At 38.0% G+C, this 22,498-nt stretch carries 21 protein-coding genes and 8 tRNA genes; 3 read left to right on the forward strand and 26 right to left on the reverse strand.

Translation table 11 applies throughout. The annotated features are described in order from the left end of the window. Window positions 1–332: 332 nt before the first annotated feature. The 9 genes from ACLIBH_RS06535 to ACLIBH_RS06575 form a co-directional block, all read right to left on the reverse strand. Window positions 333–406, reverse strand: a tRNA-Ile gene (locus ACLIBH_RS06535). 10 nt (window positions 407–416) lie between these two features. Continuing rightward, window positions 417–490 (reverse strand) — tRNA-Gly (locus ACLIBH_RS06540). A gap of 76 nt (window positions 491–566) precedes the next feature. Further along, window positions 567–650, reverse strand: a tRNA-Leu gene (locus ACLIBH_RS06545). Window positions 651–766: 116 nt separating this feature from the next. Next, window positions 767–842 (reverse strand) — tRNA-Lys (locus ACLIBH_RS06550). 180 nt (window positions 843–1,022) lie between these two features. Further along, window positions 1,023–1,097, reverse strand: a tRNA-Gln gene (locus tag ACLIBH_RS06555). Window positions 1,098–1,192: 95 nt separating this feature from the next. After that, window positions 1,193–1,264 (reverse strand) — tRNA-Glu (locus tag ACLIBH_RS06560). Window positions 1,265–1,270: 6 nt separating this feature from the next. Further along, a tRNA-Ser gene (locus tag ACLIBH_RS06565) sits at window positions 1,271–1,361 on the reverse strand. Between the two features lie 3 nt (window positions 1,362–1,364). Further along, window positions 1,365–1,439 (reverse strand) — tRNA-Asn (locus tag ACLIBH_RS06570). A 390-nt stretch (window positions 1,440–1,829) separates the two neighbouring features. Further along, complete coding sequence (locus ACLIBH_RS06575) at window positions 1,830–2,282, reverse strand: SprT family protein (protein WP_439315902.1); 453 nt, start codon at window positions 2,280–2,282, stop codon at window positions 1,830–1,832. A gap of 320 nt (window positions 2,283–2,602) precedes the next feature. Here ACLIBH_RS06575 and ACLIBH_RS06580 point away from each other — a divergent pair, with 320 nt between their 5' ends. Next, window positions 2,603–4,090 carry a catalase gene (locus ACLIBH_RS06580; RefSeq protein ID WP_439315903.1) on the forward strand — a complete coding sequence of 496 codons (1,488 nt, stop codon included), beginning with the start codon at window positions 2,603–2,605 and terminating at the stop codon, window positions 4,088–4,090. 97 nt (window positions 4,091–4,187) lie between these two features. Here the strand turns inward: ACLIBH_RS06580 and ACLIBH_RS06585 are convergent, their stop codons facing one another. The 14 genes from ACLIBH_RS06585 to acpS form a co-directional block, all read right to left on the reverse strand. Next, window positions 4,188–6,359, reverse strand: a complete 2,172-nt coding sequence (locus ACLIBH_RS06585) for a Tex family protein (protein ID WP_439315904.1) — start codon at window positions 6,357–6,359, stop codon at window positions 4,188–4,190. A gap of 356 nt (window positions 6,360–6,715) precedes the next feature. Then, window positions 6,716–7,318 (reverse strand): SpoIIE family protein phosphatase, encoded by a 603-nt coding sequence (locus ACLIBH_RS06590; protein WP_439315905.1) that lies wholly within the window; start codon window positions 7,316–7,318, stop codon window positions 6,716–6,718. Further along, a complete protein-coding gene (gene sigB, locus ACLIBH_RS06595; RefSeq protein ID WP_439315906.1) occupies window positions 7,315–8,103 on the reverse strand; it encodes an RNA polymerase sigma factor SigB in 789 nt (262 codons plus the stop codon). The genes ACLIBH_RS06590 and sigB overlap by 4 nt, the downstream gene beginning before the upstream one ends. Beyond that, a complete protein-coding gene (gene rsbW / locus ACLIBH_RS06600; protein WP_439315907.1) occupies window positions 8,078–8,551 on the reverse strand; it encodes an anti-sigma B factor RsbW in 474 nt (157 codons plus the stop codon). The genes sigB and rsbW overlap by 26 nt, the downstream gene beginning before the upstream one ends. Beyond that, a complete protein-coding gene (locus ACLIBH_RS06605) occupies window positions 8,551–8,883 on the reverse strand; it encodes an STAS domain-containing protein (RefSeq protein ID WP_439315908.1) in 333 nt (110 codons plus the stop codon). Before ACLIBH_RS06605 ends, rsbW begins: the two co-directional genes overlap by 1 nt. A gap of 82 nt (window positions 8,884–8,965) precedes the next feature. Next, window positions 8,966–9,979, reverse strand: a complete 1,014-nt coding sequence (locus ACLIBH_RS06610) for a PP2C family protein-serine/threonine phosphatase (RefSeq protein WP_439315909.1) — start codon at window positions 9,977–9,979, stop codon at window positions 8,966–8,968. A gap of 187 nt (window positions 9,980–10,166) precedes the next feature. Then, entirely contained in the window at window positions 10,167–10,568 is a 402-nt protein-coding gene (locus tag ACLIBH_RS06615) for an anti-sigma regulatory factor (RefSeq protein WP_439315910.1), read from the reverse strand. 3 nt (window positions 10,569–10,571) lie between these two features. Continuing rightward, entirely contained in the window at window positions 10,572–10,928 is a 357-nt protein-coding gene (locus ACLIBH_RS06620) for an STAS domain-containing protein (RefSeq protein ID WP_439315911.1), read from the reverse strand. A 4-nt stretch (window positions 10,929–10,932) separates the two neighbouring features. Continuing rightward, window positions 10,933–11,802 (reverse strand): RsbT co-antagonist protein RsbRA, encoded by an 870-nt coding sequence (locus ACLIBH_RS06625; RefSeq protein WP_439315912.1) that lies wholly within the window; start codon window positions 11,800–11,802, stop codon window positions 10,933–10,935. Between the two features lie 313 nt (window positions 11,803–12,115). Next, window positions 12,116–12,481 carry a type II toxin-antitoxin system PemK/MazF family toxin gene (locus ACLIBH_RS06630; protein WP_439315913.1) on the reverse strand — a complete coding sequence of 122 codons (366 nt, stop codon included), beginning with the start codon at window positions 12,479–12,481 and terminating at the stop codon, window positions 12,116–12,118. A 4-nt stretch (window positions 12,482–12,485) separates the two neighbouring features. Then, entirely contained in the window at window positions 12,486–12,770 is a 285-nt protein-coding gene (locus ACLIBH_RS06635) for an antitoxin (RefSeq protein WP_439315914.1), read from the reverse strand. A gap of 184 nt (window positions 12,771–12,954) precedes the next feature. Next, window positions 12,955–14,076 (reverse strand): alanine racemase, encoded by a 1,122-nt coding sequence (alr, locus tag ACLIBH_RS06640; RefSeq protein WP_439315915.1) that lies wholly within the window; start codon window positions 14,074–14,076, stop codon window positions 12,955–12,957. A 260-nt stretch (window positions 14,077–14,336) separates the two neighbouring features. Then, the gene (locus ACLIBH_RS06645; RefSeq protein WP_439315916.1) at window positions 14,337–15,359 is read right to left on the reverse strand and encodes an outer membrane lipoprotein carrier protein LolA; all 1,023 of its coding nucleotides are present in this window, start codon (window positions 15,357–15,359) and stop codon (window positions 14,337–14,339) included. Window positions 15,360–15,466: 107 nt separating this feature from the next. Continuing rightward, window positions 15,467–15,826, reverse strand: a complete 360-nt coding sequence (acpS, locus tag ACLIBH_RS06650) for a holo-ACP synthase (protein ID WP_439315917.1) — start codon at window positions 15,824–15,826, stop codon at window positions 15,467–15,469. Window positions 15,827–15,970: 144 nt separating this feature from the next. Here acpS and ACLIBH_RS06655 point away from each other — a divergent pair, with 144 nt between their 5' ends. Continuing rightward, entirely contained in the window at window positions 15,971–16,732 is a 762-nt protein-coding gene (locus ACLIBH_RS06655) for a rhomboid family intramembrane serine protease (protein ID WP_439315918.1), read from the forward strand. Between the two features lie 568 nt (window positions 16,733–17,300). Beyond that, window positions 17,301–18,176, forward strand: a complete 876-nt coding sequence (locus ACLIBH_RS06660; RefSeq protein WP_439315919.1) for a cytochrome c oxidase assembly protein — start codon at window positions 17,301–17,303, stop codon at window positions 18,174–18,176. Between the two features lie 638 nt (window positions 18,177–18,814). Here ACLIBH_RS06660 and ACLIBH_RS06665 read toward each other — a convergent pair. The 3 genes from ACLIBH_RS06665 to ACLIBH_RS06675 form a co-directional block, all read right to left on the reverse strand. Further along, the gene (locus tag ACLIBH_RS06665) at window positions 18,815–20,236 is read right to left on the reverse strand and encodes a PH domain-containing protein (RefSeq protein WP_439315920.1); all 1,422 of its coding nucleotides are present in this window, start codon (window positions 20,234–20,236) and stop codon (window positions 18,815–18,817) included. Then, a complete protein-coding gene (locus ACLIBH_RS06670; RefSeq protein ID WP_439315921.1) occupies window positions 20,226–20,705 on the reverse strand; it encodes a PH domain-containing protein in 480 nt (159 codons plus the stop codon). The genes ACLIBH_RS06665 and ACLIBH_RS06670 overlap by 11 nt, the downstream gene beginning before the upstream one ends. 164 nt (window positions 20,706–20,869) lie before the next feature. After that, entirely contained in the window at window positions 20,870–22,327 is a 1,458-nt protein-coding gene (locus tag ACLIBH_RS06675; protein ID WP_439315922.1) for a DEAD/DEAH box helicase, read from the reverse strand. Between the last annotated feature and the right edge of the window lie 171 nt (window positions 22,328–22,498).

Here is a 22,498-nt window from a genome sequence, read left to right on the forward strand (position 1 = left end):
ACAGACTTCCTCCCGAAGGATTCCGTCTGCTTCCCGCGCTCGACTTGCATGTATTAGGCACGCCGCCAGCGTTCGTCCTGAGCCAAGATCAAACTCTCCATAAAAGTAAGTTTGAAATAAGATTAACGCCGTTAATCTTATACAATTGTCTTAGCTTGTTTCATTTATCGTCAGCTTTCATAATAGAAGGGCTGACCTTCCGAAGAAACACGGAGGTGTTTCTTCGTCTCTTGACATACGAGTTGTTTTGTTCAGTTTTCAAGGAGCAACTTTACTAATATAACACTTACCAAAGTGTTTGTCAACACTTTTTTGTTCCCTAAGAAACAAAATGGGCCTGAGTGGACTCGAACCACCGACCTCACGCTTATCAGGCGTGCGCTCTAACCAGCTGAGCTACAGGCCCAAGTTCAAAATGGAGCGGGTGATGGGGATCGAACCCACGACATCAGCTTGGAAGGCTGAGGTTTTACCACTAAACTACACCCGCATTTAATTTTTCAATTAATCAAGCAACGTTTTATATTGTAACATAAACGACCACGATATGCAAACTTAATTTCAAATGCGGTCGAGAGGACTTGAACCTCCACGGGATTACCTCCCACTAGGCCCTCAACCTAGCGCGTCTGCCATTCCGCCACGACCGCATATAATAATCAATTCAAACAAGGAAGATAAGGAATTCATATAAAGTATTTAATACTGTTTAATAATCGAACAGTTCTACAAAAAACACTCAAAACCGTATGATCTATAATGGAAATGGTGAGCCATACAGGATTCGAACCTGTGACCCTCTGATTAAAAGTCAGATGCTCTACCAACTGAGCTAATGGCTCTTTATAATATATTGTCCAGTTCTTCATTTAGTATTTAACCTGAATAACAATCTACATGATTGCTTTCATGTCAGATGCAACGTTCATTAAGAGTCGATACTTACTACTAATAGCAACCTTCCATACTTTAACTATATAGTAGTAATGCGTATGATTCGGTATGTTTCACCATGTGAAAGTTGGCTGGGCTACTAGGATTCGAACCTAGGAATGACGGGACCAAAACCCGTTGCCTTACCGCTTGGCTATAGCCCAACAAAAGATTGTACGAAATCAAAAAGGACAAGCAACTTGCAGCTGTCCTCTCGTTCGTCAAACTACCACTTTGAAAAAAGTTACATAGTGAAATATGACCCGTACGGGATTCGAACCCGTGTTACCGCCGTGAAAGGGCGGTGTCTTAACCGCTTGACCAACGGGCCATTTAATGGCGGAGAAGGAGGGATTTGAACCCTCGCGCCGCTATCGCGACCTATGCCCTTAGCAGGGGCACCTCTTCAGCCACTTGAGTACTTCTCCTGATGGCTCCACAGGTAGGATTCGAACCTACGACCGATCGGTTAACAGCCGATTGCTCTACCACTGAGCTACTGTGGAATATAATGAAAATACTTGAGGTTATTAAATTGTCAAAAATAGGTAACTGTTGTTTCTATCCCACTTTTACTCTTTGGCTAGATTGTTCATAATTTAACACTGTGCCACAATCAGTACATGGACAATTACAACACAAGCTAGATTACAACATTTCTTTTTAAATGTCAATCGCTTTTTTATTTTTTATAGAATCATTAAGTAAAGCAGTACTTGTACCTATTAAAAGAAAACAATTATTTCAAACGCTTATATAATTTAACATGGATATCGTGTCTCGTCAATAACTTTATTCAAAAATATATGAACAGAATTCCATCAGCCAAATTCCTTCTTAAATAAACATCCGTACGTACCATTTAAAATACCTTCTCATATTACGAAGTTTTTAGATCATACTTTATTAAGGATGCCTCTACATTTACCACAGCGATACTTTTTTACATTGACCATCCGCACTCTTTTATATTCATATAGACAGTCGGTACATACATATGTATATCTATAGCTCTTCTTCACAGAAGGTAGAGGGGCACAATGCCTTGGTGAATTTGTCTTTTTAAGCAATCGCTTGAAATCAGCGTCTCCATGCTTGTAGCCCTTTCCGGTAATATGTAAGTGATAATGACAGAGCTCGTGCTTTATAATACCTATAAATTCCTCCCTATTCATTTCCAAAAAATACTTCGGATTTAATTCTATTAGCTTTTTACTTGGTATATATCTTCCACCTGTCGTTCGTAAACGGTGATTAAACACTACCTTATGTCGGAATGGTATGTCAAAAAAATCCAAAGATAATTTATTTACTAATTCATATAATTGTTCTGCATCTAAAAGTGACATAGTAATAGCAACCTCACTTTCATAAAAACATTTTAACATATTTCTACATACATTTAAATTGGTATTGCCAATGCACTGAGGTCTTCTCCATCCCCTCTCGTACATCTGCAATACGTCTAGCAACACTAAATTACGCACATATTATCAATTACTACTTATTAAATGATAAAAATAAAAACCATTTCGAAAACGTAATTTTCCTTAAATTCAGTTGTTTATAAACTAAGTAAAAGTATTACTGCATGATCCAATATGTAATTATAGTAATGTGATTATAATTATGTTATTATAATAGTTATAAACTAGGAGGTGCAATTTTGATGAATAAAGAAAAAAACAACAAGAAAAAACTGACTACTGCGGCCGGTGCTCCAGTTTCCAGTTATCAAAATTCCATGACGGCAGGGCCTCGTGGGCCAATGCTCCTTCAAGATGTCTGGTTTCTAGAAAAACTAGCACACTTTGACAGAGAGGTTATTCCAGAACGCAGAATGCATGCAAAAGGCTCAGCCGCTTATGGAACATTTACAGTAACAAACGACATTACAAAATATACGAAGGCAAAACTTTTTTCTAAAATCGGAAAGCAAACAGATTTATTTATGCGGTTTTCAACTGTTGCAGGTGAACGAGGAGCTGCCGATGCCGAAAGAGATATTAGAGGATTTGCCATGCGCTTTTACACCGAGGAAGGCAACTGGGACCTTGTTGGAAATAATACACCTGTTTTCTTTTTAAGAGATCCGTTGCTTTTTCCAGATTTAAACCATGCAGTAAAACGAGATCCACGTACAAATATGCGAGATGCCAATAACAATTGGGATTTTTGGAGTTCTCTACCAGAGGCTTTACATCAAGTAACGATTGTAATGAGCGACAGAGGGATTCCAAGTTCATATCGACACATGCACGGATTTGGCAGTCATACGTTCAGTATGATCAACAAAGAAAATGAGCGAGTGTGGGTAAAGTTCCACATGCGTACACAACAAGGAATCAATAACTTGTCTGATGAGGAAGCCGCAAAGCTCGTTGGTGCCGATAGAGAGAGTCATCAAAGAGATTTATATGAAGCGATTGAGGAAGGGAACTTTCCAAAATGGAAAATGTATATCCAAGTGATGACGGAAGAGGAGGCAAGTACATTACATTACAATCCTTTTGATTTAACAAAAGTGTGGTACAAAAAAGATTTCCCTTTAATAGAAGTAGGAGAATTCGAGCTTAATAGAAATCCTGATAATTACTTTGCTGAAGTAGAGCAGGCTGCCTTTACACCAGCCAATGTCGTCCCTGGAATTAGCTTTTCTCCAGACAAAATGCTTCAAGGAAGATTATTCTCTTATGGAGATGCACAACGCTACCGCTTAGGTGTGAATCATCATCAAATACCAGTAAACCAGCCGAAATGCCCAGTCCATAGTTTTCATCGAGATGGAGCGATGCGAGTAGACGGTAACCACGGAAGCCTACTGCATTATGGGCCAAACAGTTATGGAGAATGGGACGAACAACCAGCGTATAAAGAGCCTCCTGAGCCCATTTATGGTGCTGGAGATCGCTGGAACTTCCGAGAAGACGATAACAATTACTTTGAACAGCCAGGAAAGCTATTTAACCTCATGTCCGACGAACAAAAGCAATTATTGTTTGAAAATACTGCCCGGAGCATGCAAGGTGTCCAAACATTTATTAAAATGCGTCATATTAGTAATTGCTATAAAGCTGATCCTGCCTATGGAAAAGGCGTTGCAAAAGCACTCGGCATCCCTATGAGTGACGTTGAAGCAGCATGTGAATCGGAATAAATACCAACTATATAAATAGCCCGATTTAAAACACGTACTTATTATGCTTAAAACCGATCGCCCAAGTGAATACTCGCTTAGGCGATCGGTTTTATTATTATTTCTCTTTACTTTCAACCATAGACAAGGCAACTCTTCCTCTGTCTGCATCCACATCTTCTATCCAAACGGTTACGACATCACCAACAGAAGCAATGTCCATCGGATGTTTCACAAACCGATTTGCCATTTTAGAAATATGAACAAGCCCATCCTGTTTTACTCCGATATCGACAAACACACCAAAGTCTACAACGTTTCGCACAGTTCCTTGCATTTCCATTCCGACTTCCAAATCTTCCAATGATAAAATATTTTGCTTTAGTAATGGTTGAGGAAATTCGTCACGAGGATCGCGACCCGGTTTACGTAAAGCATCCATAATGTCCATGAGGGTTAATTCACCGATTTCTAGCTTTTCACTTATTGCTTTCTTATCTACTGCATTTAGCTTTTCACGTAATTTTTCGGTTCCTATATCTTCCCATTGGCAATCAATTAATTCTAAGATTTTTTCTGTATGTGCATAACTTTCCGGATGTATAGGAGTACGGTCTAATGGATGGTCGCCATCTAATATTCGTAAAAAGCCGATCCCTTGCTCATATGTTTTTGGGCCAAGCCGCGGTATTTTTTTTAGTTGTTTTCGATTCGTAAATTTACCTTGTTCATTTCGAGCTGCGACAATATTCGTAGCAATTGCCTTACTTAGCCCGGAAACATGCTGCAATAGAGATACAGATGCCGTATTCACATTAACTCCCACCTGGTTAACCGCTGTTTCTACTACAAAATCAAGCGATTCGTTTAACTGTTTTTGACTTACATCATGTTGATATTGCCCAACACCAATCGATTTCGGATCGATTTTCACAAGTTCCGCAAGTGGATCTTGAACGCGTCTAGCAATAGATACCGCACTCCGTTCTTCGACTTCAAAATCGGGAAATTCCTCACGAGCAAGTGCAGATGCCGAATAAACACTTGCTCCAGCTTCATTCACGATAATATAAGGGAGATCAAGCTTATGCTTGGCGATCACATCAGCAATAAATTGCTCTGTCTCTCTTGAAGCTGTTCCATTGCCAATCGCAATTAACTCTACATTATATTTTGAAACTAAATCCATCACAATTTTCTCAGCACCGACTGTATCCTTTCGTGGAGCTGTTGGATACATTACATTTATCGCATGCACTTTACCCGTTTCATCTACAATCGCAAGCTTGCACCCTGTTCGGAATGCAGGATCAACGCCTAAAATAGTCCGACCTTTTAGTGGAGGCTGCAGCAATAGATTTTTTAAATTCTCACCAAAAACGCTAATCGCTTGCTGCTCCGCCTTTTCGGTCAACTCTTTTCTAATGTCACGCTCAATAGAAGGTTGAATTAATCGTTTATAGCTGTCCGTAATTGCTTGCTGTAAAACAGTCGCAATGGAAGCGTCTGTATGTTTATTTATAAGCTTTTTTTCTAAGTATTCAATAATACGTTCAGCAGGAGCATCTACAACAACTCGAAGAATACGTTCTTTTTCTCCTCGATTTATCGCTAGTATACGGTGAGAAACTAAAGAACGAACCGCTTCCTGATAATCATAATACATTTTGTATACGCCTTTTTCATCGTTTTCATCTTGCTTTATTTCTGTGCGAATTGTGGCGCGTTTAAATGTTTCTTCGCGAATATACTCTCGAAATGTTGCGTCATCTGCTATCCATTCCGCAACGATATCATTAGCACCTGCTAAAACATCTTCCACTGTCTGTAGTTCATGCTCTTCAGAGAAATATTTTTTTGCTTCTTCCTCTATAATAAACGCTTGCTCCTGCTTCCACAGCTTTTCTGCAAGCGGCTCTAACCCTTTTTCCTTCGCTATTGTTGCTCTCGTTCTTCGCTTCTGTTTATAAGGACGATACAAATCTTCAACTCGTTGCAGCTGCGTAGCTTCATTAATTTTTACAACCAATTCCTCTGTTAACTTTCCTTGTTCGTCAATTAAACGAATGACTTCTTTTTTTCGATCGGCTAAATTAACAGCGTATTGCCATTTATCCTGGATTAGTTTTATTTGAACTTCATCCAGCCCGCCGGTTGCCTCTTTACGATAACGAGCAATAAATGGTACCGTATTTCCTTCGTCCATTAATGCAATAACTTTATGGACGATACTTTCTTTAACTTTTATGTCATTTGCTACCCAATGGGCAATTTGTTCATTCTCTTGCACGTAGAGCCCTCCTTCACATACGCATTTTATTTTATCAAATAACAAGACGTTTTCCTAATTCTATCATTAAGACGATTGAATCATATATTTATGAGTGGACAGTTACAATCTTGAAAAAAGCCTCTTTGTATAGATCATTCTATCTTAATGTGTTGCGGCCACCACCATTGATATAATAACTTTCAATAAAATTCTAATAAAATATACTAAAGAATCAATTCTAGTACGCACCTGAGCAATTCTTCTTTTAAAATTGTCTTGTAAGCTGATGATTGGCTGCTCCTACTGCTCGAGTCTCAAATTGCTTAAAAAACACAAAAGTTAGACAGCCAAAGTGACCATCTAACTTTCTGTACTTAAATAAATTTATCGTACCGGATTGCGATTAGCGTCGTGTCGTCATCTCGTTTTTCTTTGCTTAGTGCCGCATATACTTCCGTAACCTTAGAAATATCACTGTCTATAAAATAGGATTGGGAAAGCTCCTTATCCAATACTCCATCCGAAAACATAAAGAAAATCATTTGAGGCTCTAATTTTTCACTTACTACTTTAATCTTTCGTTTATAGCCTGCCAAATAACCAGCACTCGGGATGCTTCGCTTCTTTTCAGTTTCCGTTACAGTCATTACTCCGATGTTACCTATGGATGAAAAAGTGTACATTTTTTCCGGGAAATTAATTTTTAATATCCCGAGTACTACTCCTCGCTTTCCCATTAATTGCTCGTTGCAACGTTTAACTAAATCTTCAACAGTAACATCGACGTTCTTTTTTATTATACGAATTACAATATCTGCTGACTCTTGTGCTTCCTCGCCACTTCCTAATCCGTCTACCAACGCACATATAAAGCCTTCATCTGTATTCTTATAAAAGTAACGATCTCCGCAAAAAACGTTTTCTTTTTTCGGCTGTTGAAACACGGAGACTTGCACTTTATTTTTTTGATTCGTCAATCAAAAACACCCACACTTTCTGATTGAATCGCTTCTCGTAGCTTTCTAAGTGAACGGCGCTGTAATCTCGAGACATGCATTTGTGAAATCCCTAATAGCTCACCGGTTTCCTTCTGACTCATGTTTTCAAAATACGTACAGTGAAGAATCTTTTGTTCTCGTTCAGATAGTACAGGCAATATTCTTTCCAGCAGCATACGAATATCAATTGTATCGAAGGCTTTATCCGTATCCCCAACCAAGTCCAAAATAGAAACAGTACTACCATCTGCATCAGCTTCAATTCTGCGATCGACCGAAAGAGCTTTATAGCTTTTCCCAATTTCCATCGTTTCCAGCACGTCTTCTTCGGACACATTTAAGTACGCAGCGATTTCAGAGATCGATGGTGAGTATTGGTTTTTATTCGTTAGCTCATCAATTGCTTTTCTAATTTTTGGCCCCAGCTCTTTGATTCGACGCGGCACATGGACACTCCACGTTTTATCGCGAATAAACCGTTTAATTTCTCCAATAATAGTCGGGATAGCAAACGATTCAAATGACTTTCCAAACGATGGATCAAATCGTTTCACTGCTGCTAACAAACCAATCATACCAACTTGGACAAGATCTTCATGGTTACTGCTGCTTCGAGAATATTTTCTCGCTAATGATTCGACAAGGTTTTTATACGTGAGGACAATTTTCTCTTGAATTACTTCGTCCGTCGGTTCTTTTTGTAAATGCTCGATCCATCTGTATACTTCATCTTTTTCCTTATTGGGTTGTAGAGACTTGGTCATCCAGACCCACCTCGGATTCATTTAAATACTTTGTCATTAAAACTATTACGCCGTATTTATTATTAATTTCAACCTTGTCCATTAAAGCATTAATTAAAAATAAACCGAACCCTCCTTCACGCAAGCTTTCTATAGATTCGGTAGGTTCGTATGGACCAATTTTTCCTTTTATATCATTTAAGTCAAAACTTCCTCCATGATCTGCAACCATTACTTCTAGTCGTTCTTTGTATACACCAAAGCCAACAGTAATCTCACCAGGCTCCCCCGTTTTATACGCATGCGAAACGACGTTTGTCGTTGCTTCGGAGATGGCAACCTTCAAGTCTTCGATATCTTCGTAAGAAAAACCCATTCTGCTTGCAATACCAGAAATACTTAAACGAACAACACCAACATATTCCGCTTTCGCAGGTACTTTCATTTCAATAAAGTCGAATTCTTCCATTATTCTTTCCCACCTTGAACGGTCTCTTGTAAATCCATAATTTCATTTAACCCAGTTATTTTAAACAAACGGGATACACGCGCCTGAGGATTAACTAATTTTAAATGACTATTATATTCTTTCGTATTTTTTAATGCACTAATAAAAATCCCAAGACCGGTACTATCCATATACACTACATCTGCTAAGTTCACTTCAACAAGGTGCCCTTCTTTTTGGGTGATCGGTAATAGCGCTTGCTTCAATTGTGGTGCGGTATATACATCAAGCTCACCGGATAGATGCACCAAGCTTTTATCCAAGTTGTCCACAATATCAATCGTTAAATTCATATGTATCCCCCTTCTTTCTAATTGTTACGTTTATTGATTGTTTAGGCTAGTACTAAAGACTTATACCCGGATTAATGCGACACTAAACACTTTTTTTTAAAATGATTAGGGTGAAGTCGTCTTTCAACTCAAAATCCTGCATATTATAAAAATGCTTATATACACGCTCAACATGCTGCTGCGCTGGTAAATGAGCATACTTTTTTATTACTTCAAGTACTTCTTCAGTTTCAATAAATCGATCTCCACATCTGCACTCCGTTACACCGTCTGTCAATAGAACGACCATATCATTTGGAGCAAGCTCAAGCTCGTATTGCTCATAAGAAGTAGTTGGCAATACACCTAATACAAGTCCTTTTGCTTCCATTTCAACAAACGTGCCTTTATGAGAATTGTAATAAAAACCAGGCTCATGACCTGCAGAAGCAAACTGTAGCTTTCCTTCTTGGGGCAAATATTGAGCATACCACATTGTTATAAACATGTTTGGATCAACGTTGCGCTCCACGACACGATTTAAGTTACTAAGTATCATTTTGGGATTCATGGATTCTTCAGAAAAACTGTCCATAGAATACTTAATCATTGACATACATAGTGCTGCTGGCACGCCTTTCCCTATTACATCAGCAATCGCAATCCCTAATGTTCCATCATTACCTTTAACAAAATAGTAATAATCCCCGTTCATTTGATGCATCGGAACGGTAACCGCCCCAATATCAAGTCCTTTTATATTTGGTTTTTCGGTTGCGAGAAATGTGTTTTGCATATTTGCTGCAACTTGGATTTCTGAGCGAAGTGCATATTGTTCTTCTTTCAAGTGCTGCATCTCTTGATGTGCCAAACCATAAGCTATCATCGTTTCCAATAAGAAACCCATTGAATTACGAATGTCTTCGGATAAATTCGGATAAAGCTCTTCCAGTGCTTGGATATGTATATTAACAATTTCCTCAGGCAATATATTATTTTTTATAAAACTTTTGCTTAGCTTTTCCGCTTTGTATAATGCTTGCTCATTTTGAGTTTCGATATAGGATTTCAATTGATTCTTATAGTTGGTTATATTTGATTGAATTGTATGTTCCATGACAAGCCTCCTCCACTTGCACGCGCAACGATTCTGTTTTCAAAAAAGAGAGCCTACTCATAAAAAGCGCACGAGTATCGACTCATCATTTCATAAAAGAAAGCTGTATTTAAACTAAGGGTACATACGATGTAGAAGGCCTTTTGAATAATACATTGTTCTCATGCTCGTAACATTATTAATCCAATTACCGCAACCATTTTACTGTCTTGATCGTCGTTCCTTCTCCAACAGAAGATTGAATATGGAACTCGTCCATTAATCGTTTCACACCAGGCAATCCAGCTCCTAGCCCCCCTGAAGTTGTATACCCATCCTCCATTGCTTTATTTATATCCCGTATTCCAGGTCCACCATCTTCTGCAATGACACGAATCCCTTTACGTGCTGTATCTTCCACCAGCTCATAACAAATCGAACCTTCTTGAGCATATAAATAAATATTTCGAGCGAGCTCAGATATTGCTGTAGCAACTCGTGCCTGATCGACGGTACTAAATCCGATATTCTTTGCTGTACTTCTACCTAGTTGACGTGCAGCGACAATGTCCCACTCTTTTTTTATATGTACACAGGATTGGGTTGTCATGTGTTATCCCCCCAATTCCTGATGTAATTTACTCAAACCTTGTTCTAAATTTAATGCTGTCGTAACGTTATTAAGGTGGATGCCAAGATCAATTAACGTCATCGCCACTGCCGGTTGAATCCCTGTTAATACCACTTTCGCCCCCATAAGATCTGACATTGTTACAACATCGCCTAACACCTTCGCAATGAACGAGTCAATTACATCAACAGAGGTTAAGTCAACAACTACACCTAGAGCTCCTGTTTTATGAATTTTATCCAATAAATCTTCTTGGAATTGAATAGCTGTTTTATCGTCTATTTCTGTCTGCACGGAAACAAGTAGGTAGTTAGATAGTTTTAGAATTGGTATACGCACGCGATCACTCCTTATGTAAAGATTTTATTAATTCTTCAAGCTGATCTGTCTCCTTATTCACATCAACTATCTTACGGTTAGTCAATTCCAATGCCGCTTTAAAGCCTTTTCTAAGTGAGCTTTTTGTTGGATAGCTCTTTAAATCAATTCCGAGATTAACTATTGTCTGTGCAATCTCTGGTCGAATGCCGACTAGAATACAAACGCCTCCAATTAATCGAACAGCATCGGCTGCTTGAATGATATGATGCGCTACCATTGTGTCAACGACCGGTACGCCGGTAATATCAATCAGCACAACCTCTGAATTATGCTTCATCACACCTTCGAGAAGGTTTTCCATAATTAGCTTAGCTCGCTCTGTATCAATTGTTCCAATTAGCGGCATAATTGTAATGTTCTCCATAACAGGAATAAGTGGTGCAGACAATTCCTGTAAGGCCAAATGCTGTAAAGAAACAATATGCTCCCAGCTACTGGAATACTCGTTAACAAGCTCTCTAATAATTGGCTCAACCCAATCATCGACTTTCTTCAATATAGGGATAATCTCGTCTTTTTCAAACCCTTCCGATTTACTCCATATAAAATCGATCGTCACACGACGAAATACTTGTAAGCCATCTGTTATATAGCTTAAAGGCCAGCCAAGATTTATTAATTTTTCAGAGAAGCTTTGTAGGTTTGAATCGGCCCCTTTGTTTTGTATGCTTGAAAAAATGACGTTTACAAATTCTCGATTTGTACTTTCAAACAATTCATCGGAAATTGTTGCTGTATAACTCCCATTTTGCAAGCTTGCTACTTCCTTCATCCACATTTGTACAATTATATCACTGTTATGTAAGACAATCTTACCTACTTTCGAATCCATCGCTTTACCTCCAATAATTAATGTTATTTATAGTAGTTATCTTCTGCTGTTACTAAGTCACTTGTAAATAAATACCTACATGTATATTACCATACTCATTAGACAAGTAATTGGGGCCAAACGAACTATTTTATGATTTATATTCCCTTTTTTAAAGAAATTCAAACCGATTTTTGGCTAATAAATTAAAACAAGTATGTATGTAAGTAATCCGTTTACAATCGTTTGTTTCGGGTATACGTTATTTAAATCAATACATACGTTAAAAAGGCAAAATAAAAAACCCTCTTAACTAGTAAGGGGGCGTGCCTGTTTATTGATCATACATTTCCTTGAATCCTAAACCCAAGCTAATTTCCAAAGCATGGTCAATTTTTTTCATCATTTCTTCGTCTAATTTAGTTATTTTATCTGTTAATCTTTGTTTATCCAATGTTCGAATCTGTTCGAGCAAAATAACAGAATCACGATCAAAGCCATATCGCTTTGCATTAATTTCTACATGAGTTGGCAGCTTGGCTTTTTGAATTTGTGCCGTAATTGCCGCCACGATGACCGTTGGACTAAATCGATTTCCGATATTGTTTTGTAGGATCAATACTGGCCGAATGCCTCCCTGCTCTGACCCGACGACCGGGGATAAATCGGCGAAATATACCTCGCCTCTTTGCACGATCAAAGGCCTACACCCCGATCACAGAGCGGTCCAACGTATCCTTAGCTTCCTCCTCCGCCAAGAAAGCCTCTGAAGATAAAGACAGGTTTATTCGCGCCATTTCTTCGTATCCTTTTTGCATCGTCTCGCGCAGCTGCTGAAAGCGTTCATTTTTCTTGTGTTTCAGATGATTTTTTGTAGCCTGATAGATAAAGTCGCTCAAATCTTTATTCTCATACCTCGCCAATCCGTCCACCTCGTTTATCAGATTTTTTGGTAATCTTACTAAGATCTCCTGTAAACCCTCTGACAACACCATACACCTCCGAAGATTTTTGAACGTCCTAAAAAACTTTTCCATTTCATCATAGCATGGATTTCAAGGCTTTGCAAAAGCTTTTCATTGTTTTTTTAAATGCTATTTAAAGTTAAATAACCGAAAAAAGTTACATCTATTTCCTATTACGATAGCTATTCAATTATGAAAACTAAACAAGCTAATAGAGATACCGTCTTGGAATACGTTCATTAATCATGCACGGAATTTCATAGTTAATCGTTTCGAGCTTCTGTGCAACTTCATCCATTTCTATTCTTGCATTTCCTTGTTTTCCGATTAAGGTTACTTTTGTGCCAATTGCGTATGGCCCATCAAGACGAATCATCGTTTGATCCATGCAAATCGTGCCTACGATAGGCATGCGCTTTCCATTTAAGAGTACATAAGCATCTCGCAGTTTACGAATCCAGCCATCCCCATACCCGATGGAAATTGTCCCTATCCATTCATCTTCTTGTGTTTCATACGTAGAACCATAGCCAATAAACTCACCTTTCGGGACTTTTTTAACATAGACTAATTGACTGTGCAATGAAAATGCTTGCTTTAATTTAATAGAAGTATTTCTTTTTACTTCATCAGAAGGGTATAAGCCGTACATTGAAATGCCTAATCGGATATAGGGCTGCTGTTCCTTTGGATATAACATCGCTGCAGCACTATTGTTCATATGAATATCGACTGGTTTGTTCCATACTTTTTTAAACACATTCGTAAGCTGTTCTAAACGGTCTTTTTGTTTTAAATAATACGTTTTATCCGATGCATCCGCAGTGGCAAAATGGGTGTATACTCCTGTTAAGTATATGCGTTGATCTGCATTTAATGCTTCAATGACCTTAATTAATTCATCCTTTGTCCGTATTCCGGTTCTTCCCATACCTGTATCCCATTTCATATGTACCTTTAATGGCTTTGGCAAGTGAATATCTTTAATAGCGGAAAGCCACTCTGTTTGTGAAAAGGTTAGAGTAATGTTCGCTTCAGATGCAAGCACAGTATCTTTTGGCGGCACCCACCCTAAGACGAGAATAGGGGCTGTTATTTTTGCTTCTCTTAATTGCAATGCTTCCTCTAGTAAAGAAACAGCCAAATAACTTGCCCCCGCCTGTAATGCTCTCTTAGCAACTTCGACCGAACCATGTCCATACGCATTCGCCTTCACTACTGCAACGATCTTACACGTAGGGAGCAATGCTTCTTTTATTTGTGTAATATTATAGCTAATTGCATTTAAATCAACTTCCGCCCAAGTCGGACGAATCAAACGCTTGGTCATGATTCGGTAGCTCCTTTGCAACGTTTTACGTATAGTGTGCTATATATTTATTAATGTATGAATTTTACTCGATATTTTTTTTGTTTTCAACTTTCATTGAGACGAACTTATTATTTTTAGAAACATCATTTTTCTTACCATTCGGCTTTTATTACTATTAAAAAGCAGGCCAGTCGTGAAATACCTGTCATAGTTAGAAACAAAGTCTAACTATGACGGGGCTCGCTCACTTATAAAAGCCTGCTTTGAAAGATTTCTATTTACTTAACTTCTCTACCTTGCACGGAAGCTGCTACTTGTATTAATTCTTCTTTCGTTAATTCCTCACTTGCTAAATAATAGTCAACCCCATTTTCCGACCATTCAATCGCATTTTCGGTTAATGCTCCGATTGCCTGACCTATGTTAACGATGTCGCCTTTTACATCTTTTGGCATGGATAGCACTGGAAGGTCGTCCCTTTTTTCTTGGATGAGCGTAAAATTCTTTTCTCCTTCAAACGTCAAAATAACACGTTTTCCATTTTCCAAATCTACTTCTTTCTTTTCAACTAACTCGGAACCAACCGTTTCAAGCGGAAAGATAACTTCTAACGTATAATCTTGTTCAGATACAGTTGCACTTGCCTCTTCATCTTGATTGTTGCTCATATCCTCATCCATTTCAAAATCTTTTTCTCCAAACGACGGATTCACTTCAAAGCTAGAGAAAGTAACTTCAACTAGCGCATTTCCGTCTTTATCCAACACTTTCACAAGCTCGGGTGCATACGATTTTTTGTTGAAATAGATTTCTTGATACGGCAAATTATTATTACTTTGGTAGTTTGTTTTCGTTTTGAAGACATAGTTCGTCTCAGTTGTTTCAAAAGTCGCTTCCTTATCTTCAATCACATCTCGGACTAACGATTGATATAAATAAGGCTGACTACTATTATCCGGCCACTCTGTCTGGAACTTAAAGCTCTTTTTTAATGCCGGTGTAATAACAAAAACACCATCTTTGTTTTTGAGAATTACTTGCTCGCCTTTTTCATCTTTATCATTTGACAGCGTAACGCGATAAAGATCTTCTTTTTTGTGCCATACATCAATCTCATACTTTTGTTCTTCCTGGCCTGTATTCATCTTCATAACAGCCTGTGCTTTATAACCGTTCATTTCCTCAATCGATTCCTCAAGATTTTTAACAACGCTTTCTTGTGATTTTTCTCCACAAGCAGCTAGTACTAAAATCAAAACAAAAGAAATGAGGATAAATAAACGATTATTACTTCTTCCCATAGACATATCTCCCTTGTCGCATATTTGTACGGAAACAACCTTTCGTTCCTTCCTACCCGCACTAAAATATATGAGACAACCTATTGAAATATGCAGAGCTCGTTCAACTAGTTAATTTGAAGAACGACTTGTGCTGCTGCATAGTCTTTACTATGGGTAATTGAAATAAATATTTCATATGCTTCATAACCTTCGACATGCATAGTTGGTGCACCGTTCGGATGACGCAGTATTTCAATATGCTGAAAACTTAGCTTTCCAATCCCACGGCCTGTTGCTTTAGCAAATGCTTCTTTTGCTGCAAAGCGACCAGCCAGAAATTCTACTTTTCTTTCTTCATTATGCAGTTGAAAAAAAAGAGAACGTTCTTTTTCTGTTAAAATACGGTTTACGAAACGATCTGTTTTTTTCATCAATGCTTTTATTCGTCTTAATTCAATAAGGTCAATTCCAATACCAGTTATCATATAATCATGTACCTTTCGTTATCTTAAATATACCTTTATAATAAATGAATGTTAGTCATATAGTACAGTAGTTCGTAAAGAACGACAAAACATCGACAATAAATTTTCCATCTGGAATGTACTTCTTATTTTAGGAGGGGCTTTATGTTTATTCGAACGGAAAAAAGTGTAAAAGAATTTATGAGCTATTATCCAATAGTTGCAAGCTTGGTAATCATAAATTTGAGTCTTTGGCTTATAATTGACGTACTCCATTTACCAATTGCTATGCAATTATACCAATGGGGGATTGGTCATAATTTGTCCGTTTTCTACGGGGAATATTGGCGCCTCATCACGCCTGTTTTTCTGCATGCTGGACTTATGCACGTCTTGTTTAATTCATTTGCTTTAGTATTGTTCGGACCTGCTCTAGAGCAAATGATCGGTAAATTTAAGTTTATTACTTTTTATTTATTAGCAGGGCTTGCAGGAAACATCGGCACGTATATCATTGAACCAACAGCAAACGTACCTCACCTTGGTGCATCTGGAGCTGTGTATGGTCTATTTGGCATCTACGTCTTCATGGTATTTTTTCGTAAAAATTTAATTGACCAAGCGAATGCACAAATAGTTCTAACGATTTTTGTTATTGGCTTAGTAATGACATTTATTCGCCCTGGCATTAATATTTACGCCCATATTTTCGGATTTATAGGCGGATTTGCATTAGGGCCTATTATGCTAACCAAAGCATTGCCATTTTATGCAGGCAGAATCCGAAAAAAGCGCAAGTCCAATGATATCTCATTCGATCCTAATCGGTGGAAAAAGAGACAACTCACCCAAAAAATTAAAAAGAATGCTTTTTGGATTATTTTAGGTATCCTCGTTTTATTTGGGATTTTCAATCGGCTTCTTTAATCCTAAACAACTAAAATTCTCTCTACCAAATCCGGTCATCGTTTATATAGACCAATAGCCGTTGACATATGCGAAGACTCCTTTGGAAAAAGCAACAGCCGAAAATCCATTTTAAAAGTTTTGGGAAAAACTTTTAAAATTAGTTGAGGCGTTGCCCACGGAAAGCGAAGCATATGACAACGGCGGATAACCACAGCATATTTAAAAAGCCGTAGCTGTATTAAGTACAAGCCGATTAATTTTAATAATCGGTCATTTTGCTTTAGTACAGAGGATCTCATGAGTAGCACTATTCACCGGTCATATATCACCTAATAGTCGTTGACATATGCGAAGACTCCTGTGGGAATCGCAACAGCCGAAAATCCATTTTAAAAGTTTTGGGAAAAACTTTTAAAATTAGTTGAGGCGTTGCCCACGGAAAGCGAAGCATATGACAACGGCGGATAACCACAGAATAAGCGAAACTTTTCCTTTTTTCGTTTTGTTTGATACGATAGAATCGACAAGATCATATTATTACATTTAGTAAGGGGCGCTTTCAAAATAAATTGAAGTGGTGGTGTCCATGATGAACAGTTCGCTATTTGCTAATTATGAATGGTTTCAATTATTTAACCCTTTATGGCTCCTATTAATCGCTATCGTTTCTTTTTTATATATGAAAACGTTTATCGGTTCAAATCGATACGTTATTCATAAAAATCAACGAAACTATTTTTATTGTGCGTTGGGACTCTTGTACATAATTCACGGAACTCCAATTGCTATTGCAGCTCGAGATTACTTATTTAGCGTACATGTTCTGCAGTTGGCGATTACGTTTTTTATTATTGTCCCTTTACTCATTTTAAGCCTGCCTGCTGTATATATACGCAATTACTTTTGGAATTATAAAATGAAATTTATGATTACTATTTTGGGCCATCCTTGGTTAACAGCAATTGCATTTAACGGATTGCTTACACTTTACTTGCTACCTCCAATATTTAACACTTTAAAAGAAAATAGCATTCTACTCACAGGAGCGCAATTCGTTCTTTTAATTAACGCATTTTTAATGTGGTGGGTCATTATTTCTCCGGTGCCGCAAGTGAGTAATACCGCTTACTTAACTAGAGTCGCATATATATTTTTCACTTCGATATTGTTAATGCCTATTGGGATTTTCTTTCTCGTTATACAAAAAGCGCATTACCCCTTTTATGAAGCGTCAGCAGGAGCCATTTTCCCAGTCCTAACTGCTATTTATGATCAACAGCTTGCAGGGGGATTGTTAAAAATAACACAATTGGCAAGCTATACGTATGCAATGCTTTTCATCGTGATGAGCTGGGGAAGAAAAGAAGAAGAAAAGGAAGGAAAGGTAGATGACGAAAACATCCGAGTAGCACGTGGAGTAGTCATCCATTTACATCGAAAGAAAAAAGAGCGACGATCCTAATTGCATGGAATGGTTAGATGAAAGCTTTCGCATAGCTGCAACCTCCTGCTAAAGTTATTATTTGCTTTTCACCCACTTTCTTCTAGCGTAAATACGAGCTCTATCAATACGACAACATAACGCGCTTGTAAATGCTTGTTGTACAAAACATGACGTTGGTGAAACAAAATCGCATTACTTTTTGGTAGAGAAATGTGAAGTCACGAACGTCATTTTTATTTTCTTATAGAAAATATTATCTCCATCAAGCGAAAGCCTGTAGAAACAAAATTCAATACAAAACATAAAGAAACACACTCCAATGCAAATTAAACAGCACTGAAGTGTGTGCAATAGTGAGATTAGCCCTCTTTAAGCTGACTGGAACGAAAGTCGACGGACTCCTGCGGAAATAGCACGCGTCCGAAGATCGCTGTAGCGCCTCGGATACCGTGGAAAGCCCGTCGGCTGTAGTGCACGTCAGCGAAATCAGAGCGCAAGCTTCCATGTTTCGTTCTACTCAAGGATTAAGTATTCCTCAACATACATACATCACCAACGCCACTTGACAGAGAACCTAAGTCCTTAGCGGAAGACAAGAGCGTTTTTATACTTTTTTATTACAAACATTTCGATTCCTACACATGAGCGTATCCTACCTATGGCCGATATGAATACCAGCTCGCCAATTTAGCCGAGTCCTTTTCATCCATATCTTTTAACGTATAATGTGTACCTGCCCCTTGAGAACCAATAATTGAGATTGTAGTTGAAGCAAGCCTTTGAATTTTTTGGATTTTATGCTGTTCTTCCTCAAATGCTTGAATACGACGATGAAATAGAATCATTTTCACTTTACTTATTAATCTCACTTGGATCGTTGCCCGTTCACTTTCAATAACATGACCAGCGTTTTTATAGCGTAAATAGCCAAGAATTAAGCTAAAAATAAAAACAACGATCGGTATCCAAATTAGTGTCGGAATGAAATAGGCGACACCTGCTATAAGAATTATTGGCAGAATAGCTGCACGTAATAAGTAAAATTTGAGTGCTCTTTTCGGCAACGGGATCAATGAAGTAGATAAATTAGCATATGAAGGTAAATACGTTTGTAAAAAACCTTCCACTTCCGATTCCCGCATGAGTGGAAATAGAATAGGGAAATCTTCACCCTTGTCTACAGAACCTCCAGCAACGACGGCAAATAGCGTAACAAAACCAAACGGCTGGCGAATTAAGTTTTGTTTTATACCAACTGCTTGTATTCGTTTTAGTGGAATCGTTAGCTGTTTTTTCTCTAAAAGCCCGCGTGTAATAAAGAGCTCGTTCGCACTTTTTGTAACCGTAAAATTACCATACTTAATGATTGTCCCTGCGATACCGAGCAACCATAGCAGAAGCAACACACATACAATTAGAGCTACAATAAATACGATACTTAGCCCTATAACCCACGATACGGTGTCTTCAAACAAAGTTTCTGGTATAAAAGCATCCAATTCCTGTGAACCAAATGCAGCAATTGCCAAAATAACACCAACACTTCCTGAGGTTGTACCAGCTATAAACAGTCGCTTAAACGTAATCTTTTTCGATGGGTGGTCTTGCTTAATCGCTTCTTCTGCTGCTTGATCTGTCGAATTGTATGACTTTAATGCACTTCTTATCCGCTCGCCCTCACGTAATCGAACTGCACTTAATGAAGCTTCTGCACCCTCTCCGCTACCAGCTGTTTCAATTTGAACTTTAACAAGTTTAAATATGCGATGAAGGACATTAGCCGTTAAATCAATCGATTGAATGCGATTTTTAGAAATATACCGTTTTTTCCGAATGAAAACACCATACTCAATGCGGATCTCATCGCTTTCCACACGATACGTAAAACGCCACCAAGATAGCACGCTTCCTATTATAAAAAGAAGAATAACAGCGCTCGCAATTAGAACAATGTAAATAGAAAAATGTTCTTTTAAGGCAAGATAACCAGCGATAAACATAAAAACAGTATGGCGAAAAAATAAAATAAAATTAAAAATAATTGCAATTGGATGGAGTCGTTCTGCTTTAGACATCATCTTCATCCACCTTTGCCAATGTCGAAATGCGGTCTCTCAAGTCCGAAGCGTCCTCCTCAAGCAAAGCGGGGATTTCATGGGTCGTCGCCGCTGTCGATATTGTTACTGTAGCTAGTTTAAACCGCTTTAAAATGGGGCCTTGCTTTGTGTCGACATGTTGGACACGAAGCATAGGTACTAACGTACGTGTCACAATTAAAATCCCGTGCTGAATATATATTTCTTGTTCAAAGATTTCATATTTCCATCTGCGGTAACGTAGTTTTGGGATGAGGAAAATGAAAACATACGTTACGATTATCCCAAGAGCCGCAGCAATATAGCTATACCATAAAGGGATGTTAAATTTATACGAAAAAACAACCCCAGCAATGGTTAGCAACCAATAGAAGACGATATAAATAAGTGCAGTAATTTTCCATACTTTTATAGCGTCGATTGCAATATTGTTTTTCGGTGGTAGTCTCATTGATAGCTCCTCCTTTTCTCTATTGCTTATCGTACCATAATCATTATTGTTCACAAATTAACTTTATAAATATTTTACATCTTTTTATTTGGCGAATTAAAGCAACAAGCAATATAAAAAAGCTCTTTGGAAAAGAGCTTTTTTACTGAGTGTAATACTATTATTTAGCGCCCACGGCGATTTTGGAAGTTACCTTTCCGATTTCTTCCACCTTGTGGACGACCGCCTTGATTTCTTTTTCCATAAAATCTTTTTCCATCTGATCTGCGTTTATTATCTCTGCCTCGTGGAGCATTTTTCACGCTAATCGGTTGAATCGATGAAATTCGAACTGGAATGTTTTTACGTTCTTTCGTCAACAACTTTAATGCAGCTGCAATAACAGTGATCGAATCATTGTTCTCCAACAATTCGTTAGCTGTTTCATGATACGATTTCAAATCGTTCTTATCAATTGTCTGTATAATCTTTTCCACCGTTACTTGTTGTTGTCCGCGCTGTGCTTCTTGATTTGTAGGTGGCATAATTCGTTTCATTTTGCTCTTTGTAACTTTTTCAATTAGCTTCAAATGAGCTACTTCACGTGGTGTTACAAAGGAGATCGCTTCACCAGTACGACCTGCTCTACCAGTACGTCCGATACGGTGTACATAGCTTTCTGGATCTTGTGGAATATCAAAATTATAAACATGTGTAACTCCAGAAATATCTAAGCCACGTGCAGCAACATCAGTAGCAACAAGGACTTCGATACGGCCGTTTTTAAATTTATTTAATACCGACATACGTTTTCCTTGTGTTAAATCCCCGTGAATTCCTTCCGCACGGAATCCTCTAGCCTGCATTCCTTCTGTAATTTCATCAACCCGTTTTTTTGTCCGGCTAAATACAATTGCTAGCGTAGGCGCATGAATATCGAAATGATTTGTTAACGTGTCGAATTTATATTTTTCTGGTACTTCAATAAAGTATTGATCAATATTTTCAACAGTCATTTCTTTTGCTTTAACCTTAATTTCTTTTGGTTCTTTCATTAAATTTGTTGCAATATCACGGATTTCTTTCGGCATTGTCGCAGAAAACAATAACGTTTGTCTGTCCTCAGGAATACCTTTTAAAATATCTCGTATATCATCAATGAAACCCATATTTAGCATTTCATCCGCTTCATCTAATACAGCGACTTGAATATGATCGGTACGAACTGTTTTTCTGCGAATATGATCAAGTAGTCTCCCTGGTGTTGCAACGACGATTTGTGGCTTATCCTTTAGTGCACGGATTTGTCGTTCCATATGCTGTCCACCATAAACTGGCAAAGCTCGAATTCCTTTGTATTTACCAAGACGATTTAATTCCTCAGCAACTTGAATAGCAAGCTCTCTCGTTGGTGCAACAACAAGTCCTTGAATTTTGCGGGCGTTTCGTTCAAATTTTTCAATCATCGGTATTCCGAAAGCCGCTGTTTTCCCAGTACCTGTTTGTGCCTGTCCAATAACATCCTCACCTTGCATTGCATAAGGAATCGTTTGTGCTTGTATCGGTGTGGCTTCTTCAAACCCCATCGATGTTAGTGCTTTTAAAATTGGTTCTGAAACACCTAGTTCATTAAATGTAGTCACTATTTTGTCTACTCCTTTTTCTATAAGAAAATTTTTTGCTTGTCTCCTATTTTTCCTGTACTCTAAGGAAATCCAAGGATTTGACAAGTAGCGCAGACAAATCCTTCGTATATTTTATTTATATATATATTCCTTTCCTTAAAAACATTCAAACTTCCTTAAAGTGCCTAG

This window comes from Virgibacillus sp. W0430 (assembly GCF_051846935.1).
Lineage (GTDB): Bacteria > Bacillota > Bacilli > Bacillales > Amphibacillaceae > JBPYCR01.